14 protein-coding genes are annotated in these 12,804 nt (G+C 44.6%); 2 read left to right on the plus strand and 12 right to left on the minus strand.

Going from position 1 to position 12,804, the window contains the following annotated elements; all coding sequences use genetic code 11:
* Nucleotides 1-32: 32 nt before the first annotated feature.
* The 8 genes from VC28_RS17440 to VC28_RS17480 all read right to left on the minus strand — a co-directional run bounded on the left by VC28_RS17440 (nt 33) and on the right by VC28_RS17480 (nt 6,995).
* Nucleotides 33-1,658 (minus strand): S41 family peptidase, encoded by a 1,626-nt coding sequence (locus VC28_RS17440; RefSeq protein WP_082191605.1) that lies wholly within the window; start codon nt 1,656-1,658, stop codon nt 33-35.
* Between the two features lie 104 nt (nt 1,659-1,762).
* Nucleotides 1,763-3,103: a HAMP domain-containing sensor histidine kinase gene (locus VC28_RS17450; RefSeq protein ID WP_049631768.1), complete on the minus strand. Its 1,341-nt coding sequence runs from the start codon at nt 3,101-3,103 to the stop codon at nt 1,763-1,765.
* 8 nt (nt 3,104-3,111) lie between these two features.
* Nucleotides 3,112-3,810: a winged helix-turn-helix domain-containing protein gene (locus tag VC28_RS17455; protein ID WP_049631769.1), complete on the minus strand. Its 699-nt coding sequence runs from the start codon at nt 3,808-3,810 to the stop codon at nt 3,112-3,114.
* Nucleotides 3,811-3,828: 18 nt separating this feature from the next.
* Nucleotides 3,829-4,233 (minus strand): DUF3019 domain-containing protein, encoded by a 405-nt coding sequence (locus VC28_RS17460; RefSeq protein WP_049631770.1) that lies wholly within the window; start codon nt 4,231-4,233, stop codon nt 3,829-3,831.
* Between the two features lie 12 nt (nt 4,234-4,245).
* Entirely contained in the window at nt 4,246-5,112 is an 867-nt protein-coding gene (locus VC28_RS17465; RefSeq protein ID WP_049631771.1) for a MipA/OmpV family protein, read from the minus strand.
* 144 nt (nt 5,113-5,256) lie between these two features.
* The gene (locus VC28_RS17470) at nt 5,257-5,970 is read right to left on the minus strand and encodes a tRNA (adenine(22)-N(1))-methyltransferase (RefSeq protein WP_053094227.1); all 714 of its coding nucleotides are present in this window, start codon (nt 5,968-5,970) and stop codon (nt 5,257-5,259) included.
* A 103-nt stretch (nt 5,971-6,073) separates the two neighbouring features.
* Entirely contained in the window at nt 6,074-6,550 is a 477-nt protein-coding gene (locus tag VC28_RS17475) for a hypothetical protein (RefSeq protein ID WP_049631773.1), read from the minus strand.
* Between the two features lie 94 nt (nt 6,551-6,644).
* Entirely contained in the window at nt 6,645-6,995 is a 351-nt protein-coding gene (locus VC28_RS17480) for a hypothetical protein (protein WP_156184355.1), read from the minus strand.
* A 401-nt stretch (nt 6,996-7,396) separates the two neighbouring features.
* Between VC28_RS17480 and ahpC the strand changes: the two genes are divergently transcribed.
* Entirely contained in the window at nt 7,397-7,960 is a 564-nt protein-coding gene (ahpC, locus tag VC28_RS17485) for an alkyl hydroperoxide reductase subunit C (RefSeq protein WP_049631775.1), read from the plus strand.
* A 160-nt stretch (nt 7,961-8,120) separates the two neighbouring features.
* The gene (gene ahpF / locus VC28_RS17490) at nt 8,121-9,674 is read left to right on the plus strand and encodes an alkyl hydroperoxide reductase subunit F (RefSeq protein ID WP_049631776.1); all 1,554 of its coding nucleotides are present in this window, start codon (nt 8,121-8,123) and stop codon (nt 9,672-9,674) included.
* Between the two features lie 78 nt (nt 9,675-9,752).
* On the opposite strand, the gene VC28_RS17495 is transcribed toward ahpF, so the two are convergent.
* The 4 genes from VC28_RS17495 to VC28_RS17510 are packed head-to-tail and all read right to left on the minus strand — an operon-like array spanning nt 9,753 to nt 12,748.
* Entirely contained in the window at nt 9,753-10,013 is a 261-nt protein-coding gene (locus VC28_RS17495) for a helix-turn-helix domain-containing protein (RefSeq protein WP_049631777.1), read from the minus strand.
* Nucleotides 10,013-10,297, minus strand: a complete 285-nt coding sequence (locus tag VC28_RS17500) for a type II toxin-antitoxin system mRNA interferase toxin, RelE/StbE family (RefSeq protein WP_049631778.1) — start codon at nt 10,295-10,297, stop codon at nt 10,013-10,015. Before VC28_RS17500 ends, VC28_RS17495 begins: the two co-directional genes overlap by 1 nt.
* 42 nt (nt 10,298-10,339) lie before the next feature.
* The gene (locus VC28_RS17505; protein WP_049631779.1) at nt 10,340-11,863 is read right to left on the minus strand and encodes a sensor histidine kinase; all 1,524 of its coding nucleotides are present in this window, start codon (nt 11,861-11,863) and stop codon (nt 10,340-10,342) included.
* On the minus strand, nt 11,864-12,748 hold the full coding sequence (locus tag VC28_RS17510) for a type 2 periplasmic-binding domain-containing protein (RefSeq protein WP_049631780.1): 885 nt from the start codon (nt 12,746-12,748) through the stop codon (nt 11,864-11,866).
* Nucleotides 12,749-12,804 lie beyond the last annotated feature (56 nt).

Below are 12,804 nucleotides of genomic sequence, written 5' to 3' on the forward strand. Positions count from 1 at the left end.
GGTTTTTTACATTTTTGTTTAATGCTTTTTGATTAAGGTGCCTGCTTAATCCAGTTGATGGATTGATCTATACCAGAGTCGTACCCGCCATTACGCTCTTCAGGCGTTGCAAATGGCACTGCGATATCAGCAGGAATACCAATGCCTTCGTAATTATTCCCCAGCGTATCCAAATAGGTTTCATTGCTGATACCAAAGGCGATATCGCTGGTTAAGCGTTTAATCAGAATATCGGAAAATGCACCGGCAGTTGGTTCTCCTACAATCGCCACTTGAGGTAGGGATGCCATTGCTATAACAAAGAGTTCCGCTGCACTGACGGTATCCCCGCTCACTAACACGGCAGTAGGTTTTAAATAAAGGTTTTTGTCTGCCGGTTCCAATACCACATCTTTGCGCGGTGTTTGCAATGCGCCGCTGCCGGCAAATTTGGAGTAAACAACTTGCGAGCGACTCATAAAATGGCGAACAAAGGCGATAGACACTTGGTCATGTCCGCCATCGTTAAAGCGAACATCAATAATAAGCCCATCGGTATTCGCCAGATCTTGCAATGCTTCGTTGATGGTAGCTTCCGCTATAGCAATATCAGCATCCATTCCTGAAAAAACGCCTGATTGTTCCTCGCTGTATTCGGACATGGAGTCAATCAGTAAATAACCCATATTATCTTTTGTGGTAAACCAGGCTATTTCCCCCGCAGCTCTTACTTCAATATCTGATGACGTATCCGCATAGCTGAATATGTTGCTTCGCACTTTATCAGAGTTTTCAGCTATGTAATTTTCTGCTGCAGTTATTTGGGTTGCGGTTAATTCATCTTTCGCCCCCAGCGTTTGTAAATATTCAGCCAATAATTGTTGATAAAGAGTTTCTTGCGTTTCTGTATAAAAAAGAGAAGTGCTCTCTTTGGTGAGTGCTTCCTCCAGACTTTTGTTGAGATCTGGTTTGAGTGGGGCTTTTAATAGCATGACATGAGGGTCACCTAGCGGAGCGATAACCGCACTTAAAAATTCAAATAATTCTGTCTCATTGGTGACATTATCGATTGACGTGAGTGCGTCATCATAAGCCTTATCCCAATCCATGCCTCTCAACTCAAAATAGACGTAAAGCTCATTGAATGCATTCCAGAAAATATCGAAGTCTTTTTTTGCATCAAACGAATAGCCCGCGTCTGTTTTTACTTTTTGCAGATTGTCTTCACACACTTTTGGAGGTGCTTCCAGCTTTTTAAAAGTGATTGCGGGTAAATAGTCAGGGATGTTTTGCTGCAACATTTCTGTGGGCGTGTTGGAATGCAGGTAATCCTTTTTCAGGTCAGATAATGAAAGGTTGCTGTCAACATTCTGTAATAAACAGTCCTTTGTGGTAACACTGTAGTTTTTAACGGTAAATGAATTGCTGTCAGCACTTACCGATAACACGTAACCATAGGCAGGCGCGTGCCATTGGCCTAGATAAGGTGAGTCGGATACGGACGGATTGCTGGAAGAAGATGAGCTAACTGATGCGCTCGATAGAGATGAGCTTGACGATGAGCTGGAAACCTTTCGGTCTTTATTGTTATCGTCACATCCTGTTAACAAGATGATGCTAACACATGAGGCAACGAGTAATGATTTTCTTTCGAAAAAGCTTTCTTTAATGGAGTACATAAAATTATCCCTGTAGGTGATTTGAACGGGATAAGATTAAGTTGCATCACTCTTAATAACTGTATCAAGGTTTATCAAATTGTATGCAGTTATTATCGGTGTGGTTAGGCGTGCGAAGAATGTATGCGCGGAAATGACAGTGTGAACCTTGCTCCACCCAAGGTTTCTGATGTTGCAATATCAATTGTTACATTGTGCAAATCGGCAATGCGTTTTACTAACGCCATGCCAAGGCCATGTCCTTTCTGTGCAGGTTGATGGGGGTTGCTCTCTGTATTCTTCCCACGAATAAAAGGTTTGAATATATCCTGCCGGAATTGCTTGTCTATTCCCTGCCCGTTATCTTCAATGGAAAGTAAAATATGTTTTTCATATTGCTGAACACTAACAAGTATTTTTCCTGAACCATACTTAACTGCATTGGAGAGTAAATTTTCTATCAGCAAGTTTAAATAAAAAGCATCGCCATTTACGATATAAAAATTCTCAGCCGCCGTTATATTGATTTCAGTGAAGGCCTTCTTGTCATCTTGCTGTGTAATAGAGGTAATGGCGTTGTTGCATAGCTCTAATAGATCCATTTTACCCTGCGTGAGCTGCGCGATATTTTTGTCCAGCCGCGCATATTTCAGCAAGGTCTCAACAAGGTTTGTCATGTCGGCTATCACCTTATCAAGGCGATCTTCGTAGGTGTGGCGTTTTTCTATATCGTCTTCATCGCGTAATGCATCCAAACCGAACTGCAATTTCGCCAAAGGCGCACGCAATTCATGGGAAATCGCTGAGCTTAATAAGCTGATGTCCGATACCAGATCTTCAATGCGCTGTGCCATGCGATTAAATTCGAGTTCAATATCATTTATATACGAAATATTACCCGGAGCGATTCGCGCGCTCAGATTGCCTTCACCCAATTTTTTGGCGGATGATTTTATTGTCTGTAAACGGCGAATTAACGGGGTCAGCCACATAACGGTAATGGCGATTAACAAGGCGTAGAAAAGGATAGTGAAGAGAATCGGTAACCAATTATTTTTCTTTGGTTTTGTTATCTGTGGAGTGCGCAGCACAAAAAAGCTATCTGCATTATTTGGGAAGTAGGCGCTAATAATGCTTGATGACGAAAGCGTTAGATAGCCAGTTTTTTTTAATTCCTGAATCAGCTCGGCAGGTATTTTCATATCGTCTTGCTGCACGATTTCCAATGAAATAAATGGATTTCCCTTTTGCCAAATACGTATAAATTCCTCTTTGCTTTCAATGTTCCGCAGCGTGGCTGAAAGCTGTATGCCAATTGCTTCCAATTGTGGTTGCGTTAAGCCACTATCAGGTTGATCGCTTGAGTTTAATGTGCTGTAGAGCTTGTCCAGTAGTAACCCTGCACCAATGGAGGTAACGACAATTGTGAGCAGGAGTGACAGGCTAAGTGTGCGTAGTGTCAGCATAAATAACCTTACCAGGCATCTCTTACAAAAAGGTAGCCTTTGCCCCAAATGGTTTTGATGCGATAAGGTTCCTCACCCGAATCATTCAATTTTTTTCTTACCCGTGAAATACGCAGGTCAATAGATCTGTCGAGTCCATCAAACTCATAACCCCTGAGTTCTTTCAGTAAAGTGTCACGTGTAACTATCTCGCCCGGATGCGAAGCCAAAACCCACAGGACTTCAAATTCTTTCGAGGTAAGTTTTGCATCAATGCCAGCTAAAAGGGCAGATTGCGAATAAGGGTCAATAACCAGATTATTAAAGGTCAATGTTTTTGAATGTGCTGTGATTACTTTCTTTTCGAGAAGTTTTTGAATTCGCGTCAATAACGCGCGCGCTCTTATGGGTTTAATCAGGTAATCATCTGCACCGGCTTCCAGCCCCAATATTTCATCAATTTCCTCATCGCGCGCTGTGATCATAATAATGGCACCGCGAAAAAAAGGCCTTACTGTTTTACAAACAGCAAAGCCATCTAACCCCGGTAATGCGCCATCCAATAACACGATATCCGGTTGCATATCGGTAATTAATGTAACGGCTTCCGTGCCATTTTCTGTGCAGATGCAGGTAAATCCTTTTCCGGTAAGGTAGTCGGCTATCCATTGTTGTAACTCTATATCGTCTTCAACAATAAGAATTGATCCTGCAGATTGATTATTCATTGGTTGTGTTAATTGCCATTAAAAAAGTCGCCAAGTGGAATTGGGTCTATTTGATTTTTTATGAACCCAGAAAAGATGCAGTGTTTCTTTTGCCAGAATTTCTGAGTCATCAGCCGTTGCCAGATAATAGTCTACAGGTTCATCCATCACCAGCTTCTCGGTAAACTGGCCTTCATTCTGGGTATCCCAGCAGGTCAATTTAATTTCATCCGGTGCTCGATATAGGCACAAAGAGCTGGGTACATTCGCCTTCCATTTAATGGCGACATCGGCATAACACTTGTCCCCTTCTTTGAGCACAACACATTCTTTGGGTTTCAACGATAACGTGATTGACGAGTGAAGATATTGATCGGCTGCTGTAACTGCATTCGAAAATACAAAAAGCAAAACAATACAGATGAACTGATAGTTATTTTTCATGTCAGTTCATCCTTAAAACACGTAGTTCAACAAAATGCCGAACTCGCGTTCCTGTTCGGGGTGCTTATGGTATTCACGAATTTTTTTTACCATTGGGCTATCCAGCGTCTCATCTGAATAGAGCATGTGTCTGGAATACATTTGAAATAACACGTTTTTGGTTACGGGGTATGTCAAATCAATTTGTGCTGTGTAATCAATGCCGGATGAAGGCTGATAGGCAGAAATAAATTCATCCGCCTCATTTTCTGTTACCCCCCATTGATGATCCAGCAACCCACTCGACTGGTATTGTGCGCCGACCAGTCCACTCAGGCTCCAGTTTTTAATTTGCCAGCGGTGACCAGCCCATAACGATGCATACTCAATTGCGCTATCTGTCCGAAATTCTTCGTGGTAATAGGGCAGAGCAATAGCTTGTACAAATGTATTTCCCCAGCTGCCTTGCGCTCTTAAACCAACACCGCGCGGCGGTTGGGCGGATATCTGCTTGGCTTCACCATAATAGTTATATTTAAACCGCAAGTCCGAGCCGGTAACAGCGAAAATGGCATCCAGGCTCCAGTGGTCGGTGTTATAGAAGTTGTACCCTAATGCAGGAAGATTTTTATCTCGGGAGGCATCAATAGCGGCCTCAGCAAAAAAACCCTTCCATTGATAACGGCCATTAAAAACGACCCGGACACCATCGGTTTTTTCAAACGTAGGCGACTCCAGATTGATATAGCCCGCCCCGATAGAAAGGTAATAGCCATCGCGATTATTTTCGCTTTGCGGCTTCTCTATATTCTGACTTTCTTCCGCAAGACTACAGCTTGCGATGGATGCTGTTATGAGCGTGAGTAAAAAAGCACTTATTGTTTTACCTGGTTTTTTCATAGCGGCTCCTGTCAATGACGTTTTCATTTGGCAGAGTGTAAAGAGCTACCAACCGAAGGTGTTTACCAAAGAAAGTCAAATTGTACCAAAGTGTATCCTTTCATTGTGCAGCGGGTGTTGTGCACTGAATATAACGAGTTTACGTTAAGAATATTGGAGAGTGACCGCACTATAAGCATCTATTATTGGCTGTACTTCTGCGCCGCGCTTTAGTTGCTGTCGCTGGTAATGTGCGAGCGTTTTGTTCAGGTAGCCAGACGCAAGATTAAATTCTTCCTGATTGCGACATTGCCAAATTGAATCGCCGACAGGGCTTATAGTTGAAACACCATTATTGTTATGGGGAGATGCCAGGATAATTTCATAATAGCGACGATTTTCAATCATCAAGGTTTCAGCTTTCAAACCAAGATCGAGCGCAATTAATTGTTGCCTTAACGTGTATTGGTGGTGCACAGGGCACAAGAGAAAATCGATGTCGGCAGCAGCGTTGTTTTGTGCAATTGCCTTAACCATCGTACTCATTAAATCACCGCCCACACCCGCAATAATGACTAAATGCTTTCCCTTAAATTCCTGCAATTGCAACTGACATAAATCCATACAATGCACTTGCCATTGCGAATAGGAAAGGGAATGGAAATTTGGCTCTTCACCAATTGGAAAATAACGCTTCAGTTTATTTTCCAGCTGATCCATAAGCTCAGGTACAAGATCCACAAAATGAACATAAGGCGCTGCCTTTCTGGTCACCAGCTTTGCGCCCAATAAACCATGGTCACAACAACAATCCCAAATATGATCGTATTGCGAACTCACCATGGATTCGATTTTTTGTAGTCGTTTACTGAGTTTCAATTAGCTGGCTCTGCTATGCATTGTTTGTGTAAAGCATATGGATTTATATTTTGAGAAAAGAAAGAGTTTTTCTAACAGTCAGTTGTTGAAGTTAGCTCCCAACCTACTTGCTTTTTATTTTAAAGTAGAAAAATACCATTGGAGTGAAATAGAAAAATAACCAATGACCTGAAAATCCACGAATCTCATTGACTTGCAATACTTTATATTCTGCTTCGGTAATATACCTAATAAGTTTGCCGTGGTTATGTAGAACATACTGTTCTTGCCAGATATCAGCTACGCCACCCTTTGATTTCGCCATAAATATGACAAAGTTTACGAAAATATAAAAAAACAATAGTGCACAGAGGACTGAATACTTAATAGGAATGATATTCGTAAATTCAGTCATAAAATTATTTTTAGATTTTCCATTCGCTAAATAGAAGATAAATGGCGTGAAAGTAATAAAAATGCCGATGTGTAAAAAACGTATATGCTTTGTCGCTGCTATGTCAGGCCAAAAAAGTAAGCCAAAATGAACAGTCAAAGAGCTCAAAAAACCAATTGATGATAGGAGAAATAATATTCTCAGCATAGTGTGACCTAACGTTTAATGTGGCGAAGGTATGTTTATTTTTGGATATGTTTTGGTGTTAAAAGGATCGCGTAATAGCATTTTATGCGTCGAGCTAGTTTGTTTTGGAAAAGAAAATGATCAAGCCAACCAGCGATATCACAAGTAAGGTGAAAACGCATATTCCTTTCATCATGAGTTCGAGTGCCATTTCTTTACCATCTGCTCCTTCAGTGTACGCTTGATATTCGCTCACATCGATCTTGTGAACAACCACATGATCTGGGTCACTCATCAAAAGAAGAGCATCTTGATGTTGATGATCTAGAGCAGAGAAAACACTGTATTTTATGCCGCTACCTCTTGCACCTTCATATTCCACATAAACGGCAATGCCGTTTTTTTCAAGATGTCTCCTGAGCTTATTGGCTTTTGCTTGAGTGTAAAAACTTGCGATTAATTGCATGATCTTGGTCTTGTTATTAAGGGAAAAGCATACACGCGTTGCGTTGGAAATTATTCCCATCCACATTTTCAATTTAATTTGATCGCATCCAAAACTAATCGAGGTTCGTTAACTTGTCCGCAACTGACCCTCTGCTCGGTTAAAGAACATAGCAGTATTCCCCGGTACTTGGAATTGCGTCGCCTGATACATCTCTTGCCCTCTACCCGAAAGCCGTGGCGCTATGATGTGATGTTGCTCTTTTGATAGCCAATAAGGATTGATAATTATGTTCTGATAGATTTTACAAATGGCCCGTATGGCGATACTCAATTGGCCGCTTGGCGCTTAACTCCCTAATCTGTGCCCCGTAACGTAATTAACCCACGGGCGTAGCCCGCATAGACTTAGGAGTGTGACTCATGGCAACTATCAATTCAGAAATCAAACCTTTCAGTGCACAGGCATATCACCAAGGCAAATTCGTCCATCTGACCGAGGCTGACCTGAAAGGCAAGTGGTCAGTGGTGTTCTTTTACCCGGCGGACTTCACCTTTGTGTGCCCCACTGAATTGGGCGATTTGGCGGATAACTACGCTGAATTCCAAAAGATGGGTGTAGAGATTTATTCCGTATCGACCGATACCCATTTCACCCACAAAGCCTGGCACGACAGTTCTGAAACCATCGGCAAAATCCAATACCCGATGATCGGCGACCCAACCGGCACTATCACCCGCAACTTCGGTGTGATGATTGAAGAAGCTGGCTTGGCTGATCGCGGTACTTTTGTGATTGACCCGCAGGGCAAAATCCAAATCATCGAGATCAACGCGGGTGGTATTGGCCGCGATGCTTCCGAACTGCTGCGCAAAGTAAAAGCGGCGCAATACGTTGCTGCGCATCCAGGTGAAGTGTGCCCTGCCAAGTGGAAAGAAGGTGAAGCGACACTGGCTCCGTCTCTGGATTTGGTTGGCAAAATCTAACGCAAATTTTTTCGTCACTCCCGCTTGCGGGAGTCCAGTTCTTGAATTTAAGACCTATGGATCCCCGCATGCGGGGATGACGTTCGCACGCGAATAAATCTGTTTAAAAAAGCCCGCTCACGAGGCGGGCTTTTATTAAAAAATTCTTATGGAGAACACCATGTTAGATGCCGCGATTAAAGGCCAACTCAAAGCCTATTTGGAAAAACTGCAACGCCCCATCCAACTGGTTGCAAGTCTGGATGACAGCGCAAAAAGTCAGGAGATGTATAGTCTTCTGCAAGAAATTTCTACGCTTTCCGATAAGGTGAGTGTGAGTGATCAAGGTAATTCAACCTATCGCCCATCGTTTGCGGTAGCCGCACAAAACGAAGCCGCTCGCATTCATTTTGCCGGTATCCCGATGGGGCATGAATTTACTTCGCTGGTGTTAGCGTTATTGCAAACCGGCGGCCATCCACCAAAAGTGGATGCAAAAACCATTGAGCAAATTAAAGCGATTAACGGCCAATTTCATTTTGAAGTGTTTGTCTCGCTCTCCTGCCACAACTGCCCGGACGTAGTGCAAGCAGTGAATTTACTGGCAGCGATTAACCCGAATTTTTCGGCCACCATGATCGACGGCGCGCTCTTTCAAAGCGAAGTGGACAAGCGTCAGGTGATGGCGGTGCCAAGTGTGTACTTGAACGGTGAACATTTCGGCCAAGGCCGTATGACGCTGGAAGAGATCATCGCAAAAATCGATACCGGTGCTGCCGAGCGCGATGCAAAAGCATTGAGCGAACGCGACCCTTATGATGTATTAGTTATCGGCGGTGGCCCAGCCGGTGCAGCAGCGGCAATTTATTCTGCGCGCAAAGGTATTCGCACCGGTGTTGTCGCCGAGCGTTTTGGCGGACAAGTATTGGACACCGTATCGATTGAAAATTTTATTTCAGTAAAAGAAACCGAAGGGCCGAAATTAGCGATGGCCTTGGAGCAGCATGTTAAGGAATACGATGTTGATGTGATGAACTTGCAAAAAGCGGTAGACATTGTTCCCGGCGATCTGGTGGAAGTAAAACTCGCGAGCGGCGCAACCTTAAAAAGTAAAAGCATTATTCTTGCGACCGGTGCGCGCTGGAGAGAAATGAATGTACCCGGTGAAAAAGAATATCGCGGCAAAGGTGTGGCCTACTGCCCGCACTGCGATGGTCCTTTATTTAAAGGCAAGCGCGTCGCTGTTATCGGCGGTGGCAACTCCGGTGTAGAAGCGGCGATTGATTTGGCCGGTATTGTTGCGCATGTCACGTTGATTGAGTTTGATTCCAAATTGCGTGCCGATGCCGTATTGCAACGCAAATTATTCAGCTTGCCGAATGTGACAGTGATTACCGAAGCGCTGACGACAGAAGTGATCGGCAACGGTGAAAAAGTCACTGCGCTGAAATACAAAAGCCGCAATACCGATGAAATAGCGACAGTAGAGCTGGAAGGTATTTTTGTGCAAATCGGTTTATTGCCCAACACCGATTTCCTTAAAGGTACGGTGCAGTTGACCAATCGCGGTGAAATTGAAATCAATGCCCGCGGTGAAACTTCTGTGCCGGGTGTGTTTGCCGCAGGTGATTGCACCAACGTTCCCTACAAGCAAATTATTATCGCAATGGGAGCAGGTGCTACTGCCTCGCTGGGAGCGTTTGATCATTTGATCCGTACCAGTGCTCCGGCTTAATTAGTGGTGTAAATAAAAAAACCGCGTGACATTGAGCTGTCGCGCGGTTTTTATGTTTTTCAAACGTTCTTAAAGAGATCAGGCTGCTTCGTCTGTGTTCAATTTCCACCCCGGAAACACCAATACCGCCGGATGGCATTTTAATGCAGTTGCTAATACTTTGGCGCGTTCGACACCAAGATTAATGCGGCCAGACTCAATACTGGAAATGGTTGATTGTGGAATACCAGTGAGTTCTGCCAGTTGATTTTGGCTAAGTTCTTGTAATTCACGAATAATACGGACAGATTCGCCGGGTGTTACCGCTATGTGCTGTTTGGCAGGAATAAAATCTTTCATCAGGATTTCCTCTTGTAATCATGAGGGGTGACTTCGACAACGTTTACGTAAAGCTCTTTGTCCTTAACCTGATAAATCACGCGATATTGAATATTTAAGCGCGACGAGCGAAAGCCTTTCCACTCGCCTTGTAAATTTTCATCTTTAAAGCCTTTGATGGCTTTCAGTCCGTCTGGGCCAGAAATTTCTACAATGCTTTTCCATATCTCATAGCGAGCCAGAATCTCGGCTGGAATTTTGCCGAGCTGTTTGGATAGTTTCCTATGTTCAAATATTGTCCACATACCTTTTATGGTATGTGGTAGGGGGGGGAATGTCAATAATGATTATTTTGCGGTTGGTAAACTAAACCAAAATACGCTGCCGCCATCGTCGGATCGTTCGTAACCGACTTCGCCGTCCAGTGCGTGGGCGATGCGTTTAACGATTGAGAGGCCGAGGCCGTGTCCGTCGGTGGATTTTTTATCAAAGCGCACAAATAAATCGAATAATTCAGCTTGCTGTTCGTCGGTTAGCCCTGCTCCAAAATCCTTGACCCAGCATTTCACTTTTCCCTCTTGGGTCGTATCGGCTCCCATCACAATCAGCGGTGATGTGCCGCCGTATTTGATCGCGTTGGATAAATAGTTCACCCACACTTCTTCTACCCATTGTTCATGGCCGAGTGCGGTTGGCCAGTTTTCATTGAATTGGATATTGGCGTGGTGTTTGTCTGCTAGAGGTTGCAGCCGATTGCAGGCTTCATGTGCGATCTGGCCAATATCCAATGGCTCGCGCTGGATTTTATCGGCTTGGCGCACGCTGGCTAATAACAACAGTGATTCAATAATTGCCTGCATTTTTTGCGCAGAGCGTTGCATACCTCCCAGCAGGATTTTTTTCTTTTCATCGGGTAGCGTTAGGTTTTCGGCATTTAGTAGCGTAGTGCTGGCAACCATATTGGTGAGGGGTTGCTTTAAATCGTGTGCCACAGTGTGGGCATAGGCATCCAGCTCGCGGTTTTGTTCGCGCAATGCATCTGCCTGTTGTTCCAGTAAATGGGTTTGCTGTCGTAAATCTTTGGTGCGCTCATCTACCAATAATTCAAGTTGCTCACGATGGCGAGTTAATTCCTGCAATAGTTTATTGCGTTTTTCCACATCGTCACGAATGCGGATGCGCATGTGGTTAATGGCTTCTGAAACAAGATCGAGTTCATCCGGTTTATGGTTGGAAGCGCGATCCAGCACTAGCGGTGTATTGAGTGTTGTTAAATCCAGTGCTTGGGCGTAGCGCGCCATTTTTTCCAAATGACGGCTAATCCGGAAATGAATGATCAATAAAATAAATACTGCGCAGATCAGCAGGGTGCTGAGTGTGGATAGCGCAATACGCTGTGCAGTACGCTGCAGGTTTGCAATGATGTGGGTGTTGACGGTTTCGGCATGCAAGAAACCGAGTAAAAATGTTTCGCCATTATCGTCGTAATGAATAGGGAATTTTGTGCGTGCGAGAGTTGTGTTTTGGGTAGGTGCATTTCGCTCCCATGTTGTGCCTATATCATCCTCCAGCGTTACCCGCCCGACATGTGGCATCTGCGCAATACTGTTAAGAAGTGCATTAATGCGCGGCTCATCCACTGACCAGAGTGCAGCGCCCAGTAATGGCAGATAATTTTTTTCGATGACAAGGGTCTGCGCTTTTGCATCGGTGACAGCAGCTTGATACGCGCGATAAATCAGTACAACGGAAATCAAACTGGCAAACAAAAGTGTACTGGCGAGCACGACAAATACAATGCGAAAACCCAAGCGATGCTGTTGTTGTATCTGTGATGATGTGTCGTTCCGTGTAAACCAGGGGAGCGGCATTTAAAAACCTCGTGCAGGGGAATACCAAAGCGCAGCATTATCCAGCGGAGTATCTGCGGAGAGTAATGGGTTATCCAAGAGGATCAGCTCGCGGTGTTGCAAATCCAATTGAGTGATGTGTTCGGAAAAGTGCTGATGAAATAAGGTTTGCATGCTGCCATCGGCAATCGCAATCAGAAGGCCCTTCTCAATGGCGGCGGCTAATTCCGGGCGCTGCTTGTTCACGAAAAAATAGACCGGTGCCGGATAATACAATGCCCATCGTGGTGCTATTGCCATGGGCAGTTGTGGGTGTGCATGTATTTCCGGCAGGATTTCTGTCGCTGCGCGCGGGAAATAGCGAATGCGCCCGCGCTTGAGCATGAGGAACAGCCCTTCGTAATTGGTAGTGGGCGTTACTTTGAAATTATTGTGGAGCAGGATTTTATAATCCGGCCAATCCTGTTCCTGGCCTGCGAGCAGTTGTTTGATCTGCTGTGCACTGTTAATCCCTGCAAAAAAATTCACATCGGATTTGTTAATCAGTAGCAAGCGCCAGCCAAGTAAACCGCGGTCGATGGGAATGCGGATTGGCAGCAAACGGGCTTCGCGTTCGGGGGTAGCGAGGGTCCAGGTAATATCCAGTTCGCGCTGTAATTCTACATGGCGCAGTGTGCGCTCCTGGGTTAAATCATGCTTGGCAGGGCGGGGATCATAAGTTCCGCCGGCTTTTTGCAGCGCCAGTGTTAGTAGCGCAACGGGGTAGTGCCCGCGCTCGTCTTGCGCGCGTGATTCCGCCCAGGAATAAATAACTGTCTCGCGAGCCAGTGCATGGCCGGGCAAGTATGGAAGGCAGATAATCCAAATCGCCAACAGCGTTCGTCCTGCCATGCCAATAGTTGCCATGAGGTGCCTGTTGTAATTTTAGCTGTTCAAACCATGGCGCAGTACGGTCACTGAGC

It is taken from the genome of Cellvibrio sp. pealriver, assembly GCF_001183545.1.
Taxonomy (GTDB): domain Bacteria; phylum Pseudomonadota; class Gammaproteobacteria; order Pseudomonadales; family Cellvibrionaceae; genus Cellvibrio.